24 protein-coding genes, 1 pseudogene and 1 riboswitch are annotated in these 25740 nt (G+C 45.5%); of the genes and pseudogenes, 19 read left to right on the top strand and 6 right to left on the bottom strand.

Annotated features, from left to right (window positions below; translation table 11 throughout):
* Positions 1–19 precede the first annotated feature (19 nt).
* From I2494_RS06030 to flgN, 4 genes are all read left to right on the top strand, one after another.
* Complete coding sequence (locus I2494_RS06030) at positions 20–367, top strand: hypothetical protein (RefSeq protein ID WP_218466197.1); 348 nt, start codon at positions 20–22, stop codon at positions 365–367.
* Positions 342–929, top strand: coding sequence for a hypothetical protein (locus I2494_RS06025; RefSeq protein WP_218466196.1), 588 nt, complete (start codon positions 342–344; stop codon positions 927–929). The genes I2494_RS06030 and I2494_RS06025 overlap by 26 nt, the downstream gene beginning before the upstream one ends.
* A gap of 206 nt (positions 930–1135) precedes the next feature.
* On the top strand, positions 1136–1420 hold the full coding sequence (gene flgM / locus I2494_RS06020; RefSeq protein WP_218466195.1) for a flagellar biosynthesis anti-sigma factor FlgM: 285 nt from the start codon (positions 1136–1138) through the stop codon (positions 1418–1420).
* Positions 1421–1422: 2 nt separating this feature from the next.
* Positions 1423–1794 carry a flagellar export chaperone FlgN gene (gene flgN, locus I2494_RS06015; protein ID WP_228350876.1) on the top strand — a complete coding sequence of 124 codons (372 nt, stop codon included), beginning with the start codon at positions 1423–1425 and terminating at the stop codon, positions 1792–1794.
* A gap of 20 nt (positions 1795–1814) precedes the next feature.
* Here flgN and I2494_RS06010 read toward each other — a convergent pair.
* Positions 1815–2827, bottom strand: a pseudogene (locus I2494_RS06010) (sigma-54 interaction domain-containing protein).
* Positions 2828–3178: 351 nt separating this feature from the next.
* On the bottom strand, positions 3179–3481 hold the full coding sequence (locus I2494_RS06005) for a DUF5862 family protein (RefSeq protein ID WP_130592354.1): 303 nt from the start codon (positions 3479–3481) through the stop codon (positions 3179–3181).
* Positions 3482–4118: 637 nt separating this feature from the next.
* On the opposite strand from I2494_RS06005, the gene I2494_RS06000 reads away from it, so the two are divergent.
* The 6 genes from I2494_RS06000 (at position 4119) to I2494_RS05975 (ending at position 9257) form a co-directional block, all read left to right on the top strand.
* Positions 4119–4835, top strand: a complete 717-nt coding sequence (locus tag I2494_RS06000) for a DUF554 domain-containing protein (RefSeq protein ID WP_218466193.1) — start codon at positions 4119–4121, stop codon at positions 4833–4835.
* Positions 4836–4999: 164 nt separating this feature from the next.
* Positions 5000–5122: riboswitch (TPP riboswitch) on the top strand.
* Positions 5123–5199: 77 nt separating this feature from the next.
* On the top strand, positions 5200–6207 hold the full coding sequence (gene thiB / locus I2494_RS05995; protein WP_407657867.1) for a thiamine ABC transporter substrate binding subunit: 1008 nt from the start codon (positions 5200–5202) through the stop codon (positions 6205–6207).
* A complete protein-coding gene (gene thiP / locus I2494_RS05990; protein ID WP_218466192.1) occupies positions 6183–7793 on the top strand; it encodes a thiamine/thiamine pyrophosphate ABC transporter permease ThiP in 1611 nt (536 codons plus the stop codon). Before thiB ends, thiP begins: the two co-directional genes overlap by 25 nt.
* On the top strand, positions 7777–8475 hold the full coding sequence (gene thiQ, locus I2494_RS05985) for a thiamine ABC transporter ATP-binding protein ThiQ (protein ID WP_218466191.1): 699 nt from the start codon (positions 7777–7779) through the stop codon (positions 8473–8475). Before thiP ends, thiQ begins: the two co-directional genes overlap by 17 nt.
* Positions 8476–8607: 132 nt before the next feature.
* The gene (locus I2494_RS05980; RefSeq protein ID WP_218466190.1) at positions 8608–8958 is read left to right on the top strand and encodes a type II toxin-antitoxin system RelE/ParE family toxin; all 351 of its coding nucleotides are present in this window, start codon (positions 8608–8610) and stop codon (positions 8956–8958) included.
* Positions 8958–9257 (top strand): helix-turn-helix domain-containing protein, encoded by a 300-nt coding sequence (locus I2494_RS05975; protein ID WP_218466189.1) that lies wholly within the window; start codon positions 8958–8960, stop codon positions 9255–9257. Before I2494_RS05980 ends, I2494_RS05975 begins: the two co-directional genes overlap by 1 nt.
* Before the next feature lie 66 nt (positions 9258–9323).
* Here the strand turns inward: I2494_RS05975 and I2494_RS05970 are convergent, their stop codons facing one another.
* A complete protein-coding gene (locus I2494_RS05970; RefSeq protein ID WP_218466188.1) occupies positions 9324–10022 on the bottom strand; it encodes a DsbA family oxidoreductase in 699 nt (232 codons plus the stop codon).
* A 339-nt stretch (positions 10023–10361) separates the two neighbouring features.
* Here I2494_RS05970 and I2494_RS05965 point away from each other — a divergent pair, with 339 nt between their 5' ends.
* The 3 genes from I2494_RS05965 (at position 10362) to rluA (ending at position 16512) form a co-directional block, all read left to right on the top strand.
* Complete coding sequence (locus I2494_RS05965; protein ID WP_218466187.1) at positions 10362–12728, top strand: DNA polymerase II; 2367 nt, start codon at positions 10362–10364, stop codon at positions 12726–12728.
* Between the two features lie 135 nt (positions 12729–12863).
* Positions 12864–15770 (top strand): RNA polymerase-associated protein RapA, encoded by a 2907-nt coding sequence (rapA, locus tag I2494_RS05960; RefSeq protein ID WP_218466186.1) that lies wholly within the window; start codon positions 12864–12866, stop codon positions 15768–15770.
* An 88-nt stretch (positions 15771–15858) separates the two neighbouring features.
* A complete protein-coding gene (gene rluA / locus I2494_RS05955) occupies positions 15859–16512 on the top strand; it encodes a bifunctional tRNA pseudouridine(32) synthase/23S rRNA pseudouridine(746) synthase RluA (RefSeq protein WP_218466490.1) in 654 nt (217 codons plus the stop codon).
* A 20-nt stretch (positions 16513–16532) separates the two neighbouring features.
* Here rluA and I2494_RS05950 read toward each other — a convergent pair whose 3' ends face one another.
* Both I2494_RS05950 and djlA read right to left on the bottom strand, forming a co-directional pair.
* Entirely contained in the window at positions 16533–17039 is a 507-nt protein-coding gene (locus tag I2494_RS05950) for an AAA family ATPase (RefSeq protein WP_218466185.1), read from the bottom strand.
* Between the two features lie 296 nt (positions 17040–17335).
* Positions 17336–18154 carry a co-chaperone DjlA gene (gene djlA, locus I2494_RS05945; protein ID WP_218466184.1) on the bottom strand — a complete coding sequence of 273 codons (819 nt, stop codon included), beginning with the start codon at positions 18152–18154 and terminating at the stop codon, positions 17336–17338.
* Positions 18155–18333: 179 nt separating this feature from the next.
* On the opposite strand from djlA, the gene lptD reads away from it, so the two are divergent.
* The 6 genes from lptD to apaH all read left to right on the top strand — a co-directional run bounded on the left by lptD (position 18334) and on the right by apaH (position 25197).
* A complete protein-coding gene (gene lptD / locus I2494_RS05940; protein ID WP_218466183.1) occupies positions 18334–20706 on the top strand; it encodes an LPS assembly protein LptD in 2373 nt (790 codons plus the stop codon).
* A gap of 61 nt (positions 20707–20767) precedes the next feature.
* The gene (gene surA / locus I2494_RS05935; protein WP_218466182.1) at positions 20768–22132 is read left to right on the top strand and encodes a peptidylprolyl isomerase SurA; all 1365 of its coding nucleotides are present in this window, start codon (positions 20768–20770) and stop codon (positions 22130–22132) included.
* Positions 22122–23117, top strand: coding sequence for a 4-hydroxythreonine-4-phosphate dehydrogenase PdxA (gene pdxA / locus I2494_RS05930; protein WP_218466181.1), 996 nt, complete (start codon positions 22122–22124; stop codon positions 23115–23117). Before surA ends, pdxA begins: the two co-directional genes overlap by 11 nt.
* A complete protein-coding gene (gene rsmA / locus I2494_RS05925; RefSeq protein WP_218466180.1) occupies positions 23110–23943 on the top strand; it encodes a 16S rRNA (adenine(1518)-N(6)/adenine(1519)-N(6))-dimethyltransferase RsmA in 834 nt (277 codons plus the stop codon). The genes pdxA and rsmA overlap by 8 nt, the downstream gene beginning before the upstream one ends.
* Before the next feature lie 4 nt (positions 23944–23947).
* Positions 23948–24325 (top strand): Co2+/Mg2+ efflux protein ApaG, encoded by a 378-nt coding sequence (apaG, locus tag I2494_RS05920; protein WP_218466179.1) that lies wholly within the window; start codon positions 23948–23950, stop codon positions 24323–24325.
* A gap of 38 nt (positions 24326–24363) precedes the next feature.
* Positions 24364–25197: a bis(5'-nucleosyl)-tetraphosphatase (symmetrical) ApaH gene (gene apaH, locus I2494_RS05915; RefSeq protein WP_218466178.1), complete on the top strand. Its 834-nt coding sequence runs from the start codon at positions 24364–24366 to the stop codon at positions 25195–25197.
* Positions 25198–25236: 39 nt separating this feature from the next.
* Here the strand turns inward: apaH and folA are convergent, their stop codons facing one another.
* Complete coding sequence (gene folA / locus I2494_RS05910; RefSeq protein WP_218466177.1) at positions 25237–25722, bottom strand: type 3 dihydrofolate reductase; 486 nt, start codon at positions 25720–25722, stop codon at positions 25237–25239.
* Positions 25723–25740 lie beyond the last annotated feature (18 nt).

The raw sequence follows: 25740 nt of genomic DNA, 5'->3' as shown, positions 1-25740 counted from the left end.
GGTTTCTCCTCCGGATGGAATGAGTGTATTAAGAGATCAGCTTCAGCCTTATGACCATATAGTACTTCACCATGTAACAAAGAAATCCACACCAAACCAGCAAGAGCCTTATAGCGTGCCTGAAAGGCTAAAAGAGTCGCTGAATAAAATTAACCAGCATTTGAGTAACTCAAAAACCATTATTCATGCTTACTACCGGGCTACCGATGCAATGCTGCATTACACCTTCTCAATTCAGTCAGCCTGTGAAAGTAAAGAACTTAGCATGAACATTTTTCACTGGCGGGTTAACAGCCAAAAATTGAATACATTGGTTTATCGGGAAACAGAGAGAAAATTAAATGAATTGGTTACTTGTCATAGCTAATAAATTAAAAATAGTATTATTTCTGACTGTTACGACGGGATTATATATTGGAACCGTATCTGCCGAGCTATATTCTGTGCCGGAATGTGTCAGGGTACCCTCCCTAACCGGTATCAATCTCAAGACACAAATTGGTTTTTATGATTTGCTCTCTGAAAAAGACGAAATCTATAACATTCGTCTCTATTCTGGTATTGAGAATCTGTTAGTCAGCATAACCGACCCAACGGATGATCGATTCATTTTTAAAGGAAAAATGATACTGGATGAAGAAAATCATTACGATAAGTATCCTGATTTCAAATTCACACCGCTCTATTACTACAATCCAGAGCACGACGAATTGATCAATAGTGTAATGGATATTAATAAACAGCGTAGCCTGGCTCTCAGTAGCTATGCCGTAGGAACCGACCAGCTAATTGTTTCTCAGAATGGATTACTATTCGTTTATCCCAATAGTGTTATTGAAGATAAAATATCCAATATTGATGGTTCGCCGGTTAGTATGATACCGGACCCTAATAATACAACAGCAAAAAAATCCTTTTGGTCATTCTGACAGAGATCGAATGTCGCCTTAAATAAAATTCCTGACAAAACGATTAAAGTTTTAGACCGGTGTAACCGCTTAACCTGAGTATGACAAAACCGGCACTCACCTGAATCAAGCAAGGTGAGTGCCGGTTTGCTACGAGGCGTAAAAACATACGCTCAATGATAACCGCAGATGACTTGTCTCTAATAAAATAAGTCAAAGGAAGCGTTATGAAAGCCATTCACACTCAAGAAACTCATCCACATCTATCTGAATATCAGAGTAAAAACCAGTTAACTTTGGCTAAAAAATCGCAAGAAAGTCATGGTATACAAAAAGAGGAAGTATCACTTTCACAGCTGAAAGAAGCCTTGCGAATACTCGCGATTTTGCCGGAAATCGATATTCAAAAAGTCACAACGATTAAAACAGCGCTCAAACTTGGAAGAATAGGTGTCAACCCGGAACACATTGCCAGCGCAATCCTGGAATATTATCGGGGCGCAGACAAGTGAAAATGCGACAAGAGCAAGTTATGGAATTGCTGGCGGAACTTCAGCTTGACCGAAGATCTTACATTAAGCTTATTTTGTTGCTAAAACAGCAACAGACGATGATTACCGCCCGTAAAACAGATGCAATAGATGAACTCAATCAACGTATTAGTCATATTTATCATCAATTGACCAAGTCCGCACAGAAACGCATTTCAATACTAAAAAACTTGTGTATTCCCCCTCATGATGAAGGCATTCTGTTTCTATTTTCTCGCTTACCTGCAAGTCATCATATTCAGGCGAAAGCGTTATGGAACGATATCATGCAGCGAATGCATGAATGCAGTACGCTTAGTGCGCGTAACCATCAGATATTATCCACCCGAAAATAAAAAGCAGGAGATATACCGTACTATGACGAAATACACTCCACATCAATCCCCAGTTTACGCATAGAGGCAAGACGATAGCGTAACGCCCGAGGCGTAATACCAAGAAACTCTGCAGTTTTGGACTTGCTCCCTTTATACCGCTTCAACAAATCCATAATGTATTGATGTTCGGCCAAACGCCCGTGCGTTTTTAAATTCTTTATTGATTGTTCTGATAAATCTGAAGCAGGGAGTCTCTCGGAAACAAGGCCATTATTTAGCCCTAAATCCATATGCTGAATTAACCCGCCATTGCTCATAATAATGCCCCGCTGAATGACATTTTCCAGCTCCCGAACATTACCTGACCACCCATGACGTAAAAGCGCCTGTTCTGCGCACTCATCCAAATGGAGAACATCATCAGAGAAAGAACTATATTTACGAATAAAACGCTTAGCTAACGGTAAAATATCTTCCGGGCGTTCCCGCAATGGCAATATATGAATAGGAACAACCGATAAACGATAGAATAGATCCTGCCGGAAACGCCCTTGTTCAATCTCAGTTTCCAGTATTTTATTGGTGGAGGCTATAAGACGAATATTTAAAGCAATTTTCTTATGGCTCCCTAATCGCTCTACTTCCTGCTCTTGCAAAACGCGTAATAATTTAGCCTGAAGTGATAACGGCATATCGCCAATTTCGTCCAGTAGTAAAGTCCCGCCGTTTGCTTGTTCAAATTTTCCCGGCATACTGCTTACTGCGCCGGTAAAGGCTCCCTTTTCATAACCAAACAACATCGCTTCCAGCATATTTTCCGGAATAGCCGCGCAATTTACACCGACATAAGGGGCATTGTCTTGCCCATAAGCATGGTGATGAATATATCGGGCGATGCACTCTTTCCCGGTACCCGTTTCCCCGGTAATCAACACGGGAACATGATATGATATTTCGCGATCTTTTTTGCTTGAGAAAATAAATTTAAAGAGGAAGGAGAAATAGCAACAAAAGTCGTGTCATTTATAGAAGAAGCTGATTTTGGATGCATAGTATTTCACCTGGCTGGGATAATTTCCTATCATTCGTTAACCAGGTGACACATAAAAAGTGACCTGTTAACGAACTTTCCTGTTTGAATCAGAGCCAGTATACGCATACTAAAAGCGTTGCTTTATATTAATCAATTATTAAAGTATTAATTTTTAAAAATCAGCACGTTGTGAAATTAGTTAGTTTTAAAGACTAATTAATTTTGATTGTTATCATACGAAACAGCAAATGACTGAAGTACAGTCAGCAATATTGAGCGATATCTTTTTATATTAGAAATCATTGCCAGAAACGAAAAACAGAGAGCCAGGCTCTCTGTTTTACACACAAGTTATAATCTAAAAACAGATTAACGAGTGAACGCGTCGCGGTAGTCTTTAGCGATAGATTTGATTTCATCTTTACCTAAAGCAAAACCACCGATTGTGCCGTAAACGCCGCCAACAACTGGACCAACGAAAGCACCAACCAGAGAACCGATCAGACCAAAGCCTAATACGCCGCCGCCAGAGCCGCCAACTTTAGTACCTAAACCCAGACCAGTTGAGAAGCCTTCGCCGAAACCAACTAAAGCGCCTTCCAGAGCATCAGTAAAGTTTGCAGCCCAAGCACCGCTTACTTGTTCAATTTCACTGTTTTGTAATTCACGCATGATAATTCCCTTTTATAGATATATTAACCAATCAAAAGCTGATGGTCGAAATAAAAGCCTCAAAGTTTTAAGGCGTGATTATTTTTATCACAAATGATTTTTTTATTTCTATTGATTTAAACTAATTTTATATCATGTATAAGACAGAATAATTAATGCATTAAAACCCTGCAAATAAATACTTATCAATTAAATAAAAGATAAATTAAAAATAAGCAAAACACCTAAGAAATACTTATTTTGGCAAATATATGAATATTACCTCAGCTATAAACCAGAATATATTAATGTCATTTTCTGATAAATATATTTTTTATAAATAGCTAATAAAAACAAGATTATCCTGACAAGCATCAAAAGCAGCTGGTTCTGTCTCGTCATTCCGCATAATCACTCTGGTTTTTTATTACATTTCCCGTCACTTTTGGTTTACACACTAAGTGATATAAATTTCCCCACAATTAAGCAAAAGCATTTCTGACAAAATAGGTTATCATTTACATTACTCTTTGTTGTTGACCTGTACCTTCTACTAACAACAAACCCTATATACGTTCATCCCCAGTACTGATAGCCACGCTATCTCCAAAATAGCTGGATGACGTTGTCTGTAAAAAAACAAAAGTAGGAAGAAATTATGGTTGGTCCATTACTGAACAGCGCAGCCGTTTTCGTCGGCGGGGGATTAGGTCTTTTTTTGGCGCCGCTGATGCCTAAACGTTTACAGGATGGACTACCGGCAGCATTTGCCATGATATCCATTGCTATGGGTGTGATAATGACGATTAAAGTTCAGCAATTACCCGCCGTAGCACTGGCACTAATTGTTGGACTGGCCATCGGTGAAATTTGTTACATGGAAAAAGGCGTACAAAAGTTCGGCTCTCTGATACAGCGTGGGCTGGCTCGAATTATTCCGGTACGCAACCACAGCATGACGCCGGAACTTTACACCCAAAACTTTACCGCATTAATCGTCCTGTTTTGTGCCGGTGGTACCGGTATCGTCGGCGCGCTCACTGAAGGAATGACGGGTAATTACCAGTTGCTGGTGGTTAAATCTATTCTCGATATTTTCACCGCCATGATTTTTGCCACCACGATGGGTGCTGCCGTCATGTCTATCGCTATTCCTCAGCTGTTGGTTCAAGGCGGGCTCTATTTTTCTGCCCGATTGATTATGCCGTATATGACAGAGATTACATTGGGGGATTTCTCCGCCTGTGGCGGCATTATTATGATTGCGGTTGGATTACGCATCGCTCAGATAAAAACCTTTGCCGTCGTCAACTTTTTACCTGCTCTAATCATCATTATTCCTGTCTCTCTGTACTGGCATAAATTTATGGGCTAATCGCACTCATCACCGATGAGGCAAGTAATAAACTACGTTCTTGTAGACTACTTTTGACAATATTCTCTGCCATGGGTTGATGGCAGAGAATAATAATAGATAAGTTAGTATTCACTCCTGAGAATAATCCCCTTCCCCACAGGTCAAACAGACTCTACAATGTGCCCTTCTCAACGGGGTGCCAAAGTAAAGCTGAGAATGTGTTTATTGTGTGAAATCACACCAGACCATACCCGTAGAACCTGATCCGGTTAATCCCGGCGGAGGGATTTGAGAGTCTGTTCAGTTTCTTCATCTACTAGCTGAATAGCTTAATTAACTCAAAGACCTTTGTTTCCAACCGAGTTATTTAGGGGAGTACAAAGTGTTCAAAAAACTCATCATCGCAATCGGGTTTCTTGCCGTTTGTCCATTACTCGCCAATGGGGCAGAAAACCGGCCAACATTAACCATCTATACCTATGATTCTTTTGCTTCTGACTGGGGCCCCGGCCCGAAGATCAAAAAAGCCTTCGAAGCACAATGCCAATGCGAATTAAAACTGGTTCCTTTAGCTGATGGTGTCTCATTGCTTAATCGTTTGAAAATGGAAGGCAAAAAAAGTACCGCAGATATGGTTCTGGGTTTAGATAACAACTTGCTGGTTGCCGCAAAACAATCAGGCCTATTCGTCCCACACAAGCTGGATGTAAATGCCCACTCACTCACCTTACCGGGCGGCTGGAAAGACGATACTTTTATCCCTTATGACTATGGCTATTTCGCCTTTGTCTACAATACAGAAAAGCTAAAGACGCCGCCTAAAAGCCTGAATGAGTTAATTGAAAGCCCGGAAAAATGGCGAGTTATCTATCAGGATCCACGCACCAGCACACCGGGACTTGGTCTACTGTTGTGGATGCAAAAAGTCTACGGCGATAAGGCTCCACAGGCCTGGCAAAAACTGGCGAAGAAAACGGTAACCGTGACCAAAGGCTGGAGTGATGCTTATGGTCTGTTCCTTAAAGGCGAGGCGGATTTAGTCCTCAGCTATACCACTTCTCCGGCTTACCACGTGATTGAAGAGAAAGATAATCGCTATGTCGCAGCCAGCTTTAGTGAAGGTCACTATATGCAGGTTGAAGTGGCAGGCCTGCTGGCTAATAGCAAACAGCCTGAATTGGCAGCTAAATTTATGGCCTTTATGATGACGCCAGCATTCCAACAGGAAATCCCAACCACTAACTGGATGTATCCGGTTATCGATATCCCACTACCGGAAGCCTTCATTCAAACGGCAAAACCAGCAGCGACGCTGGAGTTTAGCCCTGAAGATGTAGCACAACACCGCAGCTCATGGATTCAGGCATGGCAAAACGCCGTCAGCCGCTAATTCCCTCCTGGCTCTGGCCGGGTTTGATTGCCGCAACGCTGATCCTCAGCGTTGCGTTCGCGGCGTTTGCTGCGCTGTGGTTTTACTCTCCCACCGGGGATATCCGACAGCTATTGAATGATAGCTATCTGTGGCATGTCGTACGTTTCACCTTCTGGCAGGCTTTTCTGTCTGTACTGGTATCTCTGATCCCCGCTATTTTTGTTGCCCGCGCACTCTATCGCCGACGTTTTGTCGGTAGAACATTAATGTTACGCCTGTGCGCAATGACGCTGGTCTTACCGGTGCTGGTTGCAGTTTTTGGTTTACTCAGTGTATATGGTCAACGAGGCTGGCTGGCTAATATGCTTAATTCTCTGGGATTCGATTATGCCTTTTCGCCCTATGGGCTTCTGGGGATTTTGCTGGCACATGCTTTTTTCAACTTACCACTGGCAACCCGGCTCCTGCTCCAGTCGCTGGAAGGTATTGCGGTTGAACAACGTCAGTTAGCCGCTCAATTAGGTATGAACTCGTGGCAACGTTTTCGTTTTGTTGAATGGCCAGCGTTAAAGCGCCAAATCCTGCCAACCGGTGCATTAGTGTTTATGCTATGCTTTGCCAGCTTTGCTACTGTGTTATCCCTCGGTGGCGGCCCTAAAGCAACCACCGTTGAACTGGCTATTTATCAGGCGTTACATTATGACTTCGATCCTCAACGCGCCGCATTATTAGGGTTAATTCAACTGGTTTGTTGTCTGTCTATTGTTCTTCTCAGTCAACGTCTCAACCCATCATTACCCGTAGGAAATACCTATGGACAACCGTGGCGAGACCGGCAAGATTCCCGCTTAAGTAAAGTAACTGATAGCCTGCTTATTACTCTGACCTTATGTTTGCTGATTCCGCCACTGGCAGCCGTGGTATTAGACGGTATTAACAGTGCGGCTCTTGATGTGCTACGGCAAAGCGCAATGTGGCAATCATTATTCACCTCACTGCGTATTGCTGTGGCTTCCGGGTTACTCAGTCTGACGCTAACCATGATGTTATTATGGAGCAGCAGAGAGCTCCGGTTACGCCATAATCCCTGGGGAGCCAGGCTTGAAATCAGCGGCATGGTGATTTTGGCGATGCCAGCTATTGTTTTAGCCACCGGTTTCTTTTTGCTACTGAATAGTACTATCGGATTACCTGACTCTGCTGACGGCATCGTAATACTGGTTAATGCCCTGATGGCAATTCCTTATGCACTAAAAGTACTGGAAAACCCAATGCGCGATCTGGGAGAACGCTACACTTTACTTAACCTCTCCTTAGGATTAACCGGCTGGAATCGACTACGTTGGATCGAATTAAAAGCCCTGAAGCGCCCGCTAGCGCAGGCATTAGCCTTCGCCAGTGTACTGTCTATCGGTGATTTTGGCGTTATCGCGCTGTTCGGCAATGAACAATTCCGCACTTTACCCTATTATCTCTATCAACAGTTGGGAAACTATCGCAGTGAATCTGGTGCCGTGACGGCATTACTGTTATTACTGCTGTGCTTTTTCCTGTTCACTTTGATTGAACGACTTCCCGGACGTCACCATGATCGCTCTGAATAAATTAAGCTATCTTTATCCACCGCTATCCATGTGTTTTAACCTGAATATTCAGGCTGGTGAGCGTGTTGCGGTTCTTGGCCCCAGTGGAGCCGGAAAAAGCACCTTATTGCATCTGATTGCCGGGTTTGTGATGCCTGAAAGCGGCAGTTTGTGGTTGAATAATATTGAACACAGCTACACCCCACCGGCTCAGCGTCCGGTTTCTATGTTATTTCAGGAAAATAATCTGTTTGCTCATCTTACCGTTGAGCAAAACATCGGTCTTGGGCTTAATCCTGGCCTTAAACTAACATCAGAACAGCAGCAAAAACGACTGGAAATTTGCCGGCGGGTAGGACTGATTGACTATCTTGACCGTTTACCCTCTCAACTCTCCGGCGGACAGCGTCAACGTACCGCTTTGGCCCGCTGTCTGGTCAGAAATAAACCCATTCTGCTGTTAGATGAACCTTTCTCTGCTCTGGATCCCGCTTTACGCTATGACATGCTATCGCTATTGGAAAGCGTATGTGATGAGCAACAACTCACATTGATGATGGTTTCCCATAACCTGGATGATGCAGCGCGTATCGCGCCAAGAACGCTGGTTGTGGTGGAAGGCAATATCGTTTATGACGGTTCAACACAGGATCTTCTGAACGGAAAATCCGATGCGGCACGCATATTGGGTGTAACGATTTAATTCTCAGTTATTGATATTGAGTAAGTCCCCGCAAACTTACTTATCTGAAGTTAACAATTTCACTGTCCCTCGATATATAGATTGTAATTTATATATATAACTTATAGATTACACTCTATAATAAGGGGCAACATGTGGACCATTATTACTACTGAAAGATTCGATCGTTGGTTTCAGAAACAGGACAATAGTACCCAGGAAAAGATTCTCGCGGGGCTTTATCTGTTACAACAAGGCGGACCAAGAGTATCTCGCCCTTATGTTGATACGATAAATGGCTCTGTTCACAGGAATATGAAAGAGCTCAGGATACAGCATAAAGGAGTCCCCATCAGAGCACTGTTTGCTTTTGATCCACGGCGTCAGGCCATGGTGTTATGCACAGGACATAAAGGAGAAAATCCTAAGCGTTTTTACACAGAAATGCTCCCTGTTGCTGATGATGAATTCACCAAACATTTAAATACATTAGAGAGGCCATAATGGGGAACTTCAAAGACATGCTTGCTTCACGCAGTCCTGAGAGTCAGGCCCGTATTAAAGAAATGGGCGAAGAAATGTTGCTCATCTCAAAATTACACATGATCAGAGATGAACTAAAATTCTCACAAACTGATTTGGCTGAAGGCATGGGAATATCACAACCCTCTGTCGCTGCTATTGAAGCACGCGGTAATGAAATGAAAATCTCAACCTTAAAGCGTTATGTAGAATCAATGGGCGGGGAATTGCGGATAGACATTAAATTACCTACCGGAAAACATGTAATATTCGGCGTATAATCCAATAGTTCAATATTTTTCCGGCCCCAAATGCCCGCGGCCGGAAAAATATCAATCAGATAATAATCAATAACAAATATCATCAGAACAAGATGGCCCTTGTGACGCGTTATCCAGTTGGATCAGACGCGCCTTCTCTTCCTGCACTTTTACCAGAATTTCGCTAAATACACTGGCAGGCTGAGCCCCGGATACTGCATATTTATTATCAAAAACAAAAAAAGGTACTGAGGTTATCTTCAATTGCCGGGCAAAAGACTCATCAGCATGGACACTCTCTGCATAACGCTCGGAGTTCAGTACTGCCTTAACTTCCGATGGTTCCAGTCCAACTTCATTGGCCAGATTAATCAATGTATCAATATCTGCCAGATTGTGGCCATGAGTAAACATACCTTCGAATAAGGCTTCACTCATTACATCCATCACACCCTGCTCTGCGGCATAGTGTAGTAATCGATGTGCATCAAAAGTGTTAGTCGGTATCAGTTTGTCAAAATGAAAATCAAGTCCGGTCTGTTTTGCCTGTTGAGCAATATTTGCCGTCATTTCCCTGGCTTCGGGTATGCTCATGTCATATTTTTCAGAAAGATGGGTATAAATATCTTTTTGTTTTAGCTTTGGCGCACTGGGGTCCAACTCAAAACTACGCAAGACAATTTCAACGCTCTCTTTTTCCGCAAAAGATGCCAGCGCCTGTTTAAGATGGTGTTTACCGATGTAACAAAACGGGCAGGAAAAATCAGACCATATTTGTATTTTCATAATGCCACTGTCCTTTACGATAATTCTGGACTAACCGTTGAGTAAAACAGGAACAACGACGCCAGAATCTGATAAAAACGTTTAGCATAACGTTATTACCCATTATTTTGATCAAACGCCCTAACCCGATGGATACATCTAAAAAACAGGTCACAAAGAATATATCGTAGGTCATTACGGCGATTAATAAGAAGATCTTTGCTCTTTAAAGATAGAACAAAACGATTTCATTCCCAATAAAAATGAAAATAGATAACAGCTGTATGGATATACATATTAGAATAGACTTCCGATAGCTCTGTTTTTTTATTGCAATAAATGACTAAAGGTAAGCATACGGTGAATTCAGTTCGACAAGGTTTTATCCTGACACGTCACTGGCGGGATACCCCTTCGGGTATTGAAATTGACTACTGGCTGGCAACAGACAGTGGTCCACAACGTATACGCTTACCATTACAACAAGCCGTTGCGTTTTCACCGGCATCCAGCAATACCCGCATTACCTCACTACTCTCCTCGGAGCGGGGTTGGAATTTACGCCCGCTGGAAATGCAGGATTTTAGCTGCCAACCGGTAGATGGATTGTACTGCCGCCAATATCGCCAGCTACAACGAATAGAAAAAAACCTGAACGAATCAGGCATTACACTCTATGAAGCGGATATCCGCCCTCCGGAGCGCTATCTGATGGAGCGTTTTATTACGGCGCCAGTGTGGTTTCAGGGGGAACAAGCCCCGGATGGCAGCCTGATCAATGCGCAAATAAAAGCAGCGCCAGATTATCGTCCCAGCCTGAGTACCGTTTCTCTGGATATTGAAACCACAGAACACGGCGAACTTTATTCTATTGGTTTGTATGGGTGCGGGCAAAAGCAGGTTTACATGCTCGGCCCGGAGAATGGCACGCCTCATCAAAGTGACTTTCATCTTGAATATGTCGCCAGTCGCCCTTTATTACTGCAAAAACTAAACCAATGGATCGCACAATACGATCCTGATGCCATTATTGGCTGGAATCTGGTGCAGTTCGATTTACGCGTATTACAAAAACATGCGGAACGCTATCAGATCCCCCTCACTTTTGGTCGTGATAATAGCCCGTTGGAATGGCGCGAACACGGCTTCAAACAGGGCCATTTCTTTGCCTCTGCCAGTGGACGATTAATCATTGATGGTATTGAAGCGTTAAAAAGCGCCACCTGGAATTTTGCCTCTTTCAGTCTGGAAAATGTTGCCCGGGAATTATTGAACGAAGGGAAAGCGATCGATAATCCCTATCAGCGAATGGATGAAATCAATCGCATGTTCAGGGAAGATAAACCCGCGCTGGCTTACTACAACCTGATGGACTGCGTGCTGGTTACTCGCATTTTTGATAAAACCCAATTAATGACTTTCTTGTTAGAACGGGCAACGGTGACCGGATTAGCCACTGACCGCAGCGGCGGTTCGGTTGCAGCATTTACCCATCTCTACCTTCCACGAATGCATCGAATTGGTTACGTGGCGCCTAATTTAGGTACCTTACCGGAAGAGCATAGCCCCGGAGGCTATGTGATGTCTTCTACTCCCGGACTGTATGACTCGGTACTGGTTCTGGATTATAAAAGCCTGTATCCCTCAATTATTCGTACTTTTCTCATTGACCCGGTGGGGCTGATTGCAGGCACCTTAAAAGAAGATCAACAACAAACAGTACCCGGTTTTCGCCATGCTCGCTTTTCCCGAACCACCCACTGTTTGCCCGACATTGTTGAACAAATCTGGCGTGGACGTGAAGCGGCTAAGCGTTCTGAGAATAAACCACTGTCTCAGGCGCTGAAAATTATCATGAATGCCTTTTATGGCGTACTGGGTTCCAGCGGCTGTCGCTTTTTCGATCCTCGTCTCGCATCATCAATAACGCTGCGGGGGCATGAAATTATGCTAAAAACCCGCGAGCTGATTGAACAACAGGGTTATCAGGTGATCTACGGAGATACGGACTCAACGTTTGTCTGGCTAAAAAAGGCTCACACTAATCAACAGGCTAATCAAATAGGGCGAGAGCTGGTTAAGCATGTTAATCAGTGGTGGAAAACCATGCTAAAAGAGGAAATGGGTCTTGAATCAGCACTGGAACTGGAGTTTGAAACCCACTTTAATCGATTTTTAATGCCAACGATTCGCGGAGCCGAACAGGGCAGTAAAAAACGCTATGCTGGCCTGATATTAAACGATAATGGTGATGACGAGATCGTTTATAAAGGCATGGAAACGGTACGAACCGACTGGACTCCGTTAGCGCAACACTTCCAGCAACAGTTGTACTCATTAATCTTCCATAACCAGCCCTATCAGGAATTTATTCGTGATTATGTGGCAAAAACCCTTAATGGTGAATTTGATCAACAACTGGTCTACAGCAAGCGACTGCGTCGACGTCTGTCCGAATACCAGAAAAATGTCCCGCCACATGCCAGAGCCGCAAAGCTGGCCGATGAATATAATCAGGCCCATGGTCGCCCTCTGCAATATCAGAATGGCGGTACCATTCGTTATTTAATTACCCTGCAGGGGCCGCAACCTTTGGAAAATCTACAATCACCCATTGACTATCAGCACTATATTTCTCGTCAGTTAGAACCGATTGCTGATGCAATATTGCCGTTTATGCACGATAATTTTGATTCACTGGTTACTGGTCAAATGGGGTTGTTTTAACGCCCGCCGATCATTACCATAGCGCCCTTGCTCCATACCCCTAATAATCATCGTAATAAGTGACTACGTTGTGTTCCATCGATCCCCGATGGCGACCTTGGGGTAAATGTTAATTAATGAGAAGCCGATAAATATATGCCCTTTACTTTAGGTCAGCGCTGGATTAGCGATACGGAAAGTGATTTAGGACTAGGAACAGTCGTTGCGCAGGATGCCCGAACCGTAACTTTATTGTTCCCTGCCATTGGGGAGAATCGGCTGTATGCTAAAGCTGACTCTCCGATAACCCGCGTCATGTTTAATCCGGGAGATACCATAACCAGCCACGAAGGTTGGCAGTTACTGGTTGACAGCGTTAAAGAAGAAAATGGCGTTCTGACCTATATCGGTCGCCGTCTTGATACCAATGAAGAAAATACCACCCTGCGGGAAGTGATGCTGGACAGCAAACTGACGTTCAGCAAACCACAGGATCGCCTGTTTGCCGGCCAGCTCGATCGTATGGATCGCTTTAGCCTGCGCTACCGGGCAAGAAAATATCAAAGTGAACAGTATCGTATGCCATGGAGCGGGCTGACCGGCATACGCGCCAGCTTAATTCCCCACCAATTACACATTGCCAATGAAGTTGGCCATCGTCATGCCCCACGGGTGTTACTGGCTGATGAAGTGGGTCTGGGGAAAACCATTGAAGCCGGAATGATTATCCATCAACAATTGCTGGCGGGTCGGGTTGAGCGAGTATTGATTGTGGTACCGGAAACCCTGCAACACCAGTGGCTGGTTGAGATGCTGCGTCGCTTTAACCTGCATTTTTCTTTGTTTGATGAAGAGCGCTATGCCGAAAGCCGTCAGGACTTCGAAAACCCATTCGAAACCGAACAACTGGTTATCTGTTCGCTGAATTTTGTTTGCCAAAGCAAACAACGCCTGAACGATCTGGTGGAAGCTAACTGGGATATGCTGGTGGTTGATGAAGCTCACCATCTGGCCTGGAGCGAAGAGGCCCCAAGCCGTAACTATCTGGCTATTGAACAGCTGGCTCAACATACGCCGAGCGTATTGCTGCTGACGGCAACGCCGGAACAACTGGGACAGGAGAGCCATTTTGCCCGTCTGCGCCTGCTGGATCCGGATCGCTTCCATGATTATCAGGAATTCGTCGACGAACAGCAGAAATACCGCCCGGTTGCCGACGCTGTCAGCCTGTTAGTCAGCGGCGAAAAGCTGGACGACCAGGCAAAAAACTCCCTGAGTGAATTAATCAGCGAGCAGGATATTGAACCGCTATTAAAAGCGGCCAATCTTGACAGCGAAGAGAATGAATCAGCCCGTACAGAACTGGTTAATATGCTGATGGATCGTCACGGCACCAGCCGCGTTCTGTTCCGTAACACCCGTCAGGGTGTGAAAGGCTTCCCTATTCGCTATTTGCACCAGATTAAACTTCCTCTGCCGACACAGTACCAAACCGCGTTTAAAGTCGCGAAAATAATGAATGGCAAAAAGCCAATTGGTACTCAGGCTCATGACATGCTTTATCCTGAACAAATCTTCCAAAATTTTGAAGGAGATAGCGTTAGCTGGCTGAATTTTGATCCCCGCGTTGAGTGGCTGATGGAGTACCTGAAGCAAAATCGTAGCGAAAAGATTCTGGTTATTTGTGCACAAGCTGCAACGGCTTTACAGCTTGAGCAGACGCTGCGTGAGCGCGAAGGCATCCACGCTGCCGTATTCCATGAAGGCTTATCCATCATTGAACGTGACCGTGCGGCCGCCTGGTTTGCCGCTGAAGAGAATGGTGCTCAGGTTCTGTTGTGTTCTGAAATAGGTTCTGAAGGCCGTAACTTCCAGTTTGCCAGCCGGTTAGTGATGTTTGACCTGCCGTTTAATCCGGATCTGTTAGAACAGCGAATTGGTCGTCTGGATCGTATTGGTCAAACTCGCGATATCCAAATTATCGTGCCTTATCTGGAAAATACCGCTCAGGCTATTCTGATTCGTTGGTTCCATGAAGGGCTGGATGCTTTTGAACACACCTGCCCAACCGGACGCCCGGTATATGATGCGGTGCATGATGAACTGATGACTTATCTTGCTGAACCTGCTGAACAGGCAGGCTTTGATGATTTTATCCAGCGTTGTCATGCGAAGCATCTTAGCCTGAAGGCTCAGTTAGAAAATGGTCGTGACCGCCTGCTGGAGATGAACTCCAACGGTGGAGAACGAGCTCAGGCACTGGTTCAGTCGATTGCCGAACAGGATAACAACGTTGACCTGATAGGCTTCACTATCAATCTGTTTGATATTATTGGTATTAATCAGGAAGATGACAGCGATAACCTGATGATCCTTACCCCTTCTGACCATATGCTGGTGCCAGATTTTCCGGGGATTCCGCAAGATGGCTGTACCATTACCTTTGACCGGGAAAAAGCACTGTCACGGGAAGATGCGCAGTTTATCAGTTGGGAGCACCCGATTGTCCGCAACGGTCTGGATTTAATTCTGTCAGGGGATACCGGAAGTTGCGCAGTTTCGCTACTGAAAAATAAGGCTCTGCCTGTTGGTACCATGCTAATGGAACTGATCTATGTGGTTGAAGCTCAGGCGCCAAAAAACTTACAGCTTACCCGTTTCCTGCCGCCAACACCGATTCGCATGATGCTGGATCGCAAAGGCACAAATCTTGCTGCGCAGGTTGGTTTTGAAAGTTTTAACCGTCAACTCAGTGCTGTCAATCGCCATACCGGTAGCAAGCTGGTTAATGCGGTACAAAAAGACATTCATGAAGTACTGCAAATGGCAGAAGCAGAAATCGCCAAACAGGCTCAGGCATTGATTGATGGTGCCAAGCAGGAGGCAGATGATACTCTGACGCTGGAATTTAATCGTCTGAATGCCTTGAAAGCGGTGAACCCAACCATTCGCGATGACGAGCTGGAAGCCATTGAGGATAATCGTCAACAGATTCTCAGTTGCCTGCAACAAGCCAGTTGGCGACTGGATGCTCTGCGTATGATAGTCGTTACCCACCAATAACGATGATTCAGGATACCGGTTGCTACTCTGTGTACAACCGGTATCAGTACTGACTCTGACCTGACGTCACCGGAGATTCTTCAACATGATGGAAGCCTATCATCCTTCACAAGATCCATGGTTATACATTCTGTATCAGGATGAACATATCATGGTGGTGAATAAACCCAGTGGCTTGCTCTCCGTTCCCGGCAAAGCACCGGAACATCACGACAGTATTATGGCGCGAATTCAACGTGATTTCCCCACAGCTGAATCCGTCCATCGATTGGATATGGCGACCAGCGGTGTGATGGTAGTGGCGTTAAACAAAACGGCAGAACGAGAATTAAAGCGGCAATTTCGCGAACGTGAACCGAAAAAGTCCTATATTGCCCGCGTCTGGGGACATCTGGAAAAAGATGAGGGACTGATTGATTTACCGTTGATTTGCGACTGGCCAAATCGACCGAAACAAAAAGTCTGTTATGACACAGGTAAAAGCGCCCAAACGGAATATCAGGTAATCAGCCGTGACGATGATGGCTCCACACGGGTAAAACTTATGCCAATTACCGGGCGTTCTCATCAGTTACGTGTACATATGCTGGAAATGGGCCATCCAATATTAGGTGATAAGTTTTATGCTCACCCGGAGGCTAAGGCAATGGCTTCACGGCTACAACTACATGCTCAGGAATTATGCATCCATCACCCGGCTTTCGGTGGCCCAATGCACTTTAAATGTGAGCCAGATTTTTAGTCTGTTGCACCCGATGCTCTTCAGGTACATACCTGAAGATGGTTCAGAATTTCGTCCACACAACCGTCGACATCCTTACCTGCACTATCAACCACAATGCGCGGACGTCTCCACTCCTGATACTCTTTTTCTACGATCTGCTGCCAAACGGGTAATACCAGATGAGGAATATCACTCTGGCGAGATTCGACCCGCTGACGGTGTTCATCGATATCGCTACAGATAATCTCAATATCCACACCGGGAACGTCTGCATCAGAAGCGACTTGCATCCAGCTATCCCGCGACCAACTAACGGGATTCACACAATCCGCAATCACCGTTTGCCCTAACATCAAATTATCTTTTGCCAACAGATAGCTGGTGTCGTACCCGGAGGTTCCCACATCTTTCAGCAGCACACCAGCGTTACGAATGGCTTGTTCAATGGAGTCTATTCTAAGGTAAACGCCGCCCATCTTTTTTGTCAGTGCTTTGGCTATTGAAGTTTTACCGACACCCGGTAACCCGCTGAATACGATTAACATCTAAGCCTCCAGTCAATTAAGATGAGTCATTTCTGACTTGCGCAAATCTTTACTTCTGGTTTATCTCCAGCTTGAACGGATGGCTTTAAACGGATAGGTGTGAAAGATGACGCTCTCCGTTTCAAAGATCCGGACAACTGATACCGTTTTGGCGGTTACCTTGAGCTTTTGATTGGAAAAAACTCAAGGTAATGAATATATGAAAAAATAATGTACTGCAACATACCAAGCTTTGGCTTAATTACCCACGCTTTTTAACTGATAATGTTCAACCAATCGCACAAAAAGGGGATTAATTATTTAAAACCCTTCTCTCGCTTAATTAAATCATAGGCGCCCTGAATCTCCTGCGCTTTCTGTTTAGCCATTTCCATCATCTCTTGCGGTAAACCTTTTGCTACCAGTTTATCAGGGTGATGTTCTGTCATTAATTTGCGATAGGCGCGTTTAATGGTGGCTGCATCATCGGTTGTTTTTACACCTAACACTTTACAGGCATCTTCCAGTGTAGGCCCGGATGCAGGACGATATCCGCTATTTTGTTGACCTTGCCATCCACCGGACTGCCCAAACTGGCGGCCACTATCTATCATGCTTAGCAATTGATCCAACTGCACGCGGGAAATGCCCAACTCTTCAGCAATAACATACAGTACTTGCCGTTCATTAGGGTGCAGTACTCCGTCAGCAAACGCAGCCTGTAACTGAATCTCCAGGAACATACGAATCAAATCGGCACGACCAAAACAGATACTTTTTAGCTCACGCAATTTTTCCCGCAAAGGGTAACCACTCTGTTTACCTTCGCGAAATGCCTGCTGCGCATCGCTGCGACGTGGGCCATGTATTTGCATGCGATCCATGATCATCGATGCATTTTGAATATCAACTTCGGTTACCCGGCCTTTTGATTTGGTCAAATGGCCCATCACCTGAAAGGTGGTGCGGAAAAATAGCGCCTGACGCGCCTGCTGATTGGCAAAAAAACCACCGCGACGAGCACGTCTTACATTGTCTACCATGTGGCCAACTATCAGCCCCAGAACGATTGCCCAGAAGCCGCCGCCGGATATCACACCTAAAATAACCCCAAGGATTTTTCCCCAATACTGCATATCACCCTCAATTGACAATGCCGTCTGTCGTAAATTGCATTATCATACCTGCCAAATATTGAACCACCTAACGGTGATGGTAAGATTTAACGCTGGTGTAACAGAGACGAGTACGATAATCTCATCGGGTTTGCTTCTGCCTACATAGCCGTAACCAACGGAATACCAAGAATAACCGTATGAAAAAACGTTATCCCACACTGCTGGCCACCACAATTTGGATGGCATTATATAGCCAGAATGCCTTGGCTAACCCTCTGGCCGAACAATGTCGGCTTGGAATCCCCATTTATGAGCGTCCGTTGGTGTCGGGCGATCCGAACGCTTTACCGGTCAATATTGAATCTGATGACAGTCAGGTAAACTACCCTGAGAGTGCCATTTTTACCGGCAACGTTATTGTTCAGCAGGGTAATCGGCTAATGATTGCCGATCAGGCAGAAGTCAACCAGACAGAACAGCAAGGTCAGTCAGAGCCTATCCGTACCGTTACGGCAACCGGCAACGTTAAGTATGATGACAATATGATCAAACTTAGCGGCCCAAAAGCCTGGTCTAATTTAAATACCAAAGATACCGATCTTTATCAGGGCAACTATCAGATGGTTGGACGCCAGGGGCGTGGCCAGGCTGATACCATGAAACTGCGGGAAGACAACCGTTACGCCATTTTAGAAAACGGTACCTTCACCTCCTGTCTGCCTGACGATAATAGCTGGAGCGTAGTCGGTTCCGAAATTATTCATGACAATGAAGAAGAGCTGGCAGAAATCTGGAACGCCCGATTTAAGATTGGGCCGGTGCCGGTGTTCTACAGCCCTTATTTACAGTTACCTACCGGTAATAAGCGTCGTTCCGGTTTCCTGTTACCAAATGCTAAGTACGGTAACAACAGCGGTTTCGAATTTATCCTGCCGTATTACTGGAACATTGCACCAAACTTCGATGCCACCATTACGCCGCACTATATCGAGCAGCGTGGAATGCAGTTCCAGAATGAGTTCCGTTACTTACTCTCCCCTGGTGCCGGTATCATGGAGTTTGACTGGCTGAAAAGCGATGACCAGTACGCCTCCGATTTCCCAAATGAAGACAATACCGACCGTTGGTTATTCTACTGGAATCACAATGGTGTAATGGATCAACACTGGCGTTTCAATATTGACTATACCAAGCTCAGTGACAGCCGTTATTTAAGTGACTTTACCAGCGAATACGGTTCCAGTACTGATGGCTACGCTACCCAGAAATATAGCGTGGGATATGCTAATCAGAACTGGGATGCGACTATCGCAATGAAAAAATTCCAGATCTTCGCCAGCGGCGGTAACATTAACGCCTATCGCGCAGAGCCACAAATAGATATCAATAACTACCTGTACAACATTGCAGGTTTCGACTTGCATACTTATGGTCAGTTATCCAAATTCTCCAGTGAGAACCCAAATAACCCAACCGCAGTGCGGGCACACCTTGAGCCAACATTTAACTATCCAATCGCCAATAACTGGGGAAGTATTGATAGTGAATTCAAATTGATGGCCACTCACTACGAACAAGATTTCTCAGATAACTTCTATAAATATTATGGTACCAGAGCCCCGGATCTGAAAGATTCAGTCAATCGGGTATTACCGCAATACAAAATTTCCGGCAAAGTAGTATTTGACCGCCCAATGGATACCTGGGAGGACTTTACTCAGACGCTGGAACCACGGGTTCAATATCTCTATGTTCCCTATAAGGATCAGAGTGATATTTATGTGTATGACTCAACATTACTACAGTCAGACTACACCGGCCTGTTCCGCGATCGTACTTATGGTGGTCTGGATCGTATCGCCTCAGCAAATCAGGTAACCACCGGTTTAACTACCCGAGTTTATGACGATCGCCAAAATGAGCGTTTTAACGCCTCAATCGGACAAATCTATTTCTTCGAGAAATCCCGTACTGGTGATGACGATTACTACTCAAACAAAATAGATGAGAATAAAGAAACCGGCAGCGTAGTCTGGGCGGCTGACAGCTACTGGAAAATTGACTCTAACTTTGGCCTGCGCGGTGGCGTACAATATGATACCCGTCTGGATACTTTCGCTGTCGGCAATGCGGTAGCAGAATATCGTAAAGACAGCGAGCGTGTTGTTCAGCTTAGCTATCGTTATGCCAGCAAAGAGTATGTGTCAGCCATGACCACTAATATATCTAACGGTTATACCGCGTATAATCAGGATATTTCACAAGTTGGTGGCATCGCAACCTGGCCAATTGCAGACAGATGGTCTGTTACTGGCGCATATTACTATGACACGAAACTAAAACAGTCTGCCGATGGTCTAATAGGCGTTCAGTACAATACTTGCTGTTGGGCAATTGGTGTTGGCTATGAACGGAAAATTATTGGCTGGAACTCGAAGGGTGACTTCCAGAGCGATTACGACAACAAGGTATCTTTTAACATCGAACTGCGCGGCTTAAGTGGCAACCACAACTTAGGCGGAAGCAAAATGTTACGTACCGGAATTTTGCCATATCAACAGGCTTTCTGATATCCATCGTGAAAACGTTGGTATTATTTTTAAGATAAACCGCCCCGTGCGGATGGACTATATGAGAAAAGTAATGAAAAACTGGAGATCGCTTGCCGCAAGTCTGGCGCTCTGTGCATCAGTCACTTCAATGTCATTGGCTTCGCATGCTGTACTTGCTGCACCTGCAGGACAACACGTTGACCGCGTTGCGGCCATCGTCAATAACGGCGTTGTTTTAGAAAGTGACGTCAATAATATGATGTCTTCTGTAAAGAATGGCGCTCGTCGCGCTGGCCAACAACTGCCAGATGATGCAACCCTACGTAGCCAAATTACTGAAAGACTGATTATGGATAGCATCATTAGTCAGTTAGGTACCAGCATGGGTATTAAGATTGATGATGCTCAGCTTGATAAAGGTATTGCTGATATTGCTCAACAAAACCGTATGAGCGTAGCTCAGTTAAAAAGCCGTCTTTCTGCCGAAGGAATGAACTACAAAACTTACCGTGAGCAAATCCGTAAAGAGATGCTGATGAGTGAAGTACGTAATAACGAAGTTCGCCGTCGGGTTACCGTATTACCTCAGGAAGTTGACGCCTTAGCCGGTCAAATGGCTAATCAGTTAGATGCCAGCGCTGAACTGAACCTGAGTCATATCATGATTCCTTTAGGTGAAAACCCAAGCCCGGATCAGGTTGCTAAAGCCGATGAACAAGCAAAAAGCATCGTTGAGCAATTAAAAAATGGTGCTGATTTCGGCAAAATGGCGGCAACTTATTCAGCAGACCCACAAGCGCTGAGAGGCGGAAAAATGGGTTGGGCTAAAATGCAGGAACTGCCATCCATTTTTGCCAGCGAACTGCAATCATCCCAAAAAGGTGGCATTGTTGGGCCAATTCGTTCTCGCGTCGGCTTCCACATTTTAAAAGTAAACGATATTCGTGGTGAGCAGAAATCCATTTCTGTTATGGAAGTACATGCTCGCCATATTCTGATTCGCCCGACGGTTGTTGTAACAGACGATCAGGCCAGAGCTCAATTGGCTTCTATTGCTGATGATATCCGCAGTGGAAAAGCGGATTTTGCCGAAATGGCACGCAAATATTCTGAAGATCCCGGTTCTGCCCGTCAGGGTGGTGATATGGGCTGGTCTTCACCGGAAGTGTTTGATCCGGCATTCCGCGATGCTCTGATGCGTCTGCAGAAGAATGAGATTAGTGCCCCCATTCGCTCTTCATTTGGCTGGCATCTGATCCAACTGTTGGATACCCGTCAGGTTGATAAAACTGACGTTGCTCAGAAAGATCGCGCTTACCGCATGCTGTTCAACCGTAAGTTCTCTGAAGAAGTACCTAGCTGGATGCAAGAAATTCGCGCCAGTGCTTACGTTAAAATCATGAACGGTAGCAACAGCAGCAGTACCAGCAATAATGGTCAGTAATATTCAGCGCGTGGTGATCACACCGGGAGAACCTGCCGGTGTGGGGCCTGACTTAATCGTTCAACTGGCTCAGCGGGAATGGCCCGTTGAGTTGGTAGTCTGTGCCGCGCCAGAATTGCTCCAACAAAGGGCAGCCCTCCTTGGGCTGCCTTTGCAATTACGTGTTTACCAGCCAGAACAATCTCCTCAACCTCAGGAGAAAGGCACACTAACCATTTTACCGGTTAAATTAAGCCATCCTGTTACTCCAGGAGAGCTTAATGTCCAAAACAGCCAGTACGTTATAGACACGTTGGCTCGCGCCTGTGACGGCTGCCTGAGTGGTGAATTTGCCGCATTGATTACCGGCCCGGTGCATAAGGGCATTATCAATGATGCCGGACATGCCTTTACCGGCCACACCGAATTTTTTGCAGAACGAAGCCATCGGCAGCGTGTGGTAATGATGCTGGCAACGGAAGAGTTACGCGTTGCTTTAGTGACCACCCATTTACCGCTATCCCGCGTTTCTGAAGCAATTACACCCGAGAGTTTGACGGAAACTATCACCATTCTGAATCATGATTTGGTTACTCAGTTTGGTATTCCACACCCACAAATTTACGTTTGTGGACTGAACCCTCATGCAGGTGAAGGCGGCCATATGGGTCATGAAGAGATAGATGTTATCTCTCCTACTCTGGAAAAATTGCGCCAACAGGGAATTAACCTGATTGGGCCACTTCCGGCAGATACCCTATTTCAGCCTAAATATTTACAACATGCTGATGCAGTATTAGCCATGTACCACGATCAGGGATTACCTGTTTTGAAATATCAAGGATTCGGCCGGGCAGTGAATATCACACTGGGTCTTCCTTTTATCAGAACCTCTGTCGACCATGGCACCGCATTAGACCTTGCCGCTACAGGTACTGCCGATTCAGGTAGTTTTACCGTTGCGCTTAATCTCGCTATTAAAATGATAAATAATCGTAATGAATAATCGTGTTCATCAGGGCCACTTTGCCCGCAAACGTTTTGGGCAAAACTTTTTAAGCGATCCCTATGTGATCGACAGCATCGTCTCGGCGATTCATCCACAACCGGGGCAGGCTATGCTGGAAATTGGCCCGGGCCTGGCGGCATTAACCGAACCTGTCGCCGAGCGTTTAGAGCACATGACCGTTATCGAGCTGGATCGCGATCTGGCTGCACGTCTGGCAGTAAACCCTAAGTTGAAAGATAAGCTGACTATCTATCAGCAAGATGCTATGACCTTTGACTTTGCAGCGCTGGCGAAAGAAATGGGGCAACCGTTAAGAGTATTTGGTAACCTGCCCTATAACATCTCAACGCCGCTGATGTTCCATCTTTTCAGCTATACTAATGCGATAAGTGACATGCATTTTATGTTACAGAAAGAAGTCGTTAACCGGTTGGTGGCAGGGGAAAATAGCAAAACCTACGGTCGGTTAAGTGTGATGGCGCAATATTATTGCCGGATCATTCCGGTACTGGAAGTGCCACCAACGGCATTTCGCCCTGCACCAAAAGTAGACTCAGCGGTAGTACGTTTGATTCCGCATGACAGCATCCCCTATCCTGTAGAAGATATCCGTATCCTGAGTCGTCTGACTACAGAGGCATTCAATCAACGGCGTAAAACGATTCGCAATAGTCTGGGCCACCTGTTCACACCAGAGCAACTGACTGAACTGGGCTTAGACCTCAATATGCGAGCAGAAAATATCTCTGTTGAACTGTATTGCAAAATGGCAAATTGGTTATCAACCAAAGGCACCAAACTGCCGGAGGCTGAACAGGAGTAATACCGTGATCGATAAACCCAGGATTTTTATTCAGGCACAAAGTTTCTATGTTGAAGCCCAGTCATTGCCGGATGAAGAGCGTTTTGTTTTTGCTTATACCATGACAGTTCGCAACCTGGGCCGGGAGCAGGTACAGCTTCTTAGCCGATATTGGCTCATTACTAATGCTAACGGCAAACACACTGAGGTTCAGGGTGAGGGCGTTATTGGTGAACAACCGATTATTTCGGCAGGTAGCGAGTTTCAATATACCAGCGGCGCTATTCTGGAAACGCCTCTGGGCACAATGGAAGGCCACTACAATATGATCGATCATATGGGGCAACCATTTCAGATAGTGATTCCGGTATTCCGCCTGGCGATTCCGTCCCTGATTCACTAAAAAAGATTCAATAATAATAAAAAGGTTAGCTCCCGCTTATGGCAACACTTTTAGTCGGTGATGTGCACGGTTGTTTTCAGGAACTACAGGCTTTGCTGGCTCAAGCCAGTTTTAACCCCGCCACAGATACTCTCTGGCTAACGGGCGATTTAGTTGCCCGAGGCCCGGACTCCCTTGAAGTTCTCCGTTATGTTCGATCGCTGGGCGATTCAGTCCGCATTGTATTGGGCAACCATGACCTTCATCTGTTGGCGATTTATGCCGGTATTAGCCGCAATAAACCGAAAGATAACCTGACCGAATTGCTGGAAGCACCGGACTGTGACGAATTAATCAACTGGTTACGTCGTCAGCCCGTGCTACAGGTAGACGAAGAAAAAGCGTTGGTAATGGGACATGCTGGTATCACGCCTCAGTGGGATATCGATACCGCCAAACGCTGCGCCCGTGAGATTGAAGCCATTCTCTCCAGCGATAGCTATCCGCTGTTTTTAGACTCCATGTATGGCGATTTACCAAACTGCTGGCACGACGAGCTATCAGGCTTACCCAGATTGCGCTATGCCACCAATGCGCTAACCCGCATGCGTTACTGCTACCCTAACGGCTGTCTGGATATGATCTGTAAAGACGTGCCTAAAAAAGCACCCGCGCCGTTAAAACCCTGGTTTGAACTCTCCGGCCCGGTTTCTGAAAATTACTCAATCGCTTTCGGACACTGGGCTTCGCTGGAAGGAAAAGGTGCGCCTGAAGGGATTTATGCGTTGGATACCGGCTGCTGCTGGGGAGGCAAACTCACCATGCTGAGATGGGAAGATAAACAATACTTTCAGCAAGACTCTTTGGCGAAAACTACCGAAGCGGATGGCTAAAACCGATCCGACACATCATTCTGATGTGTCGGAAAAACATTACTTTTGTCGTTCCAATATTTCGAACTGATAAGCGTGCGGGTTCTTCTCATCGGCCTCATGGCGCTGAGAAAAGACCTGACGCCATGCCAATTGCTGGTAATCAGGAAAATGAGTATCTCCCGCCAGTTCGGCATCAATATGGGTCAGATATAGCCTGTCAGCCTGCACTAATGCCTGCTGATAGACGCTACCACCGCCAATAATCATCACCTCTTCCACTTCACCCGCCGCCTGAATAGCCTGCTCCAGTGAAGTCACCCAGGTAACTCTTTCATCGGTTTGAGGTTGTCGGCTGATCACAATATTCAACCGGCCTGGTAGCGGACGGCCAATAGACTGGTAGGTATTACGCCCCATAATTATCGGTTTATTCAGGGTATTTTGTTTAAACCAGGCCAGATCGGCGGGAAGATGCCAGGGCATGGTATTCTCTGCACCAATCACCCGGTTTGCTGCCATGGCGGCAATCAGACTAATAATCATAACAACATCCTGCTAACG

Source organism: Limnobaculum allomyrinae, from assembly GCF_016649425.1.
GTDB lineage: Bacteria > Pseudomonadota > Gammaproteobacteria > Enterobacterales > Enterobacteriaceae > Limnobaculum > Limnobaculum allomyrinae.
The sequence above is the reverse complement of the archived record's forward strand: the minus strand, read 5'-3'. Positions and strand labels throughout refer to the sequence as shown.

Coding starts and splice junctions, on each gene's coding strand:
- thiP (WP_218466192.1), top strand. CDS start 6,183: ATGGCAAAACGCCGTCAGCCGCTAATTCCCTCCTGGCTCTGGCCGGGT.
- thiQ (WP_218466191.1), top strand. CDS start 7,777: ATGATCGCTCTGAATAAATTAAGCTATCTTTATCCACCGCTATCCATG.
- I2494_RS05950 (WP_218466185.1), bottom strand. CDS start 17,039: ATGTTAATCGTATTCAGCGGGTTACCGGGTGTCGGTAAAACTTCAATA.
- folA (WP_218466177.1), bottom strand. CDS start 25,722: ATGATTATTAGTCTGATTGCCGCCATGGCAGCAAACCGGGTGATTGGT.
- rluA (WP_218466490.1), top strand. CDS start 15,859: ATGGAAGCCTATCATCCTTCACAAGATCCATGGTTATACATTCTGTAT.
- I2494_RS05970 (WP_218466188.1), bottom strand. CDS start 10,022: ATGAAAATACAAATATGGTCTGATTTTTCCTGCCCGTTTTGTTACATC.
- djlA (WP_218466184.1), bottom strand. CDS start 18,154: ATGCAGTATTGGGGAAAAATCCTTGGGGTTATTTTAGGTGTGATATCC.
- lptD (WP_218466183.1), top strand. CDS start 18,334: ATGAAAAAACGTTATCCCACACTGCTGGCCACCACAATTTGGATGGCA.
- flgN (WP_228350876.1), top strand. CDS start 1,423: ATGCGACAAGAGCAAGTTATGGAATTGCTGGCGGAACTTCAGCTTGAC.
- I2494_RS05980 (WP_218466190.1), top strand. CDS start 8,608: ATGTGGACCATTATTACTACTGAAAGATTCGATCGTTGGTTTCAGAAA.
- rsmA (WP_218466180.1), top strand. CDS start 23,110: ATGAATAATCGTGTTCATCAGGGCCACTTTGCCCGCAAACGTTTTGGG.
- I2494_RS05975 (WP_218466189.1), top strand. CDS start 8,958: ATGGGGAACTTCAAAGACATGCTTGCTTCACGCAGTCCTGAGAGTCAG.
- pdxA (WP_218466181.1), top strand. CDS start 22,122: ATGGTCAGTAATATTCAGCGCGTGGTGATCACACCGGGAGAACCTGCC.
- I2494_RS06000 (WP_218466193.1), top strand. CDS start 4,119: ATGGTTGGTCCATTACTGAACAGCGCAGCCGTTTTCGTCGGCGGGGGA.
- rapA (WP_218466186.1), top strand. CDS start 12,864: ATGCCCTTTACTTTAGGTCAGCGCTGGATTAGCGATACGGAAAGTGAT.
- apaH (WP_218466178.1), top strand. CDS start 24,364: ATGGCAACACTTTTAGTCGGTGATGTGCACGGTTGTTTTCAGGAACTA.
- I2494_RS06005 (WP_130592354.1), bottom strand. CDS start 3,481: ATGCGTGAATTACAAAACAGTGAAATTGAACAAGTAAGCGGTGCTTGG.
- surA (WP_218466182.1), top strand. CDS start 20,768: ATGAGAAAAGTAATGAAAAACTGGAGATCGCTTGCCGCAAGTCTGGCG.
- flgM (WP_218466195.1), top strand. CDS start 1,136: ATGAAAGCCATTCACACTCAAGAAACTCATCCACATCTATCTGAATAT.
- I2494_RS06025 (WP_218466196.1), top strand. CDS start 342: ATGAATTGGTTACTTGTCATAGCTAATAAATTAAAAATAGTATTATTT.
- I2494_RS06030 (WP_218466197.1), top strand. CDS start 20: ATGAGTGTATTAAGAGATCAGCTTCAGCCTTATGACCATATAGTACTT.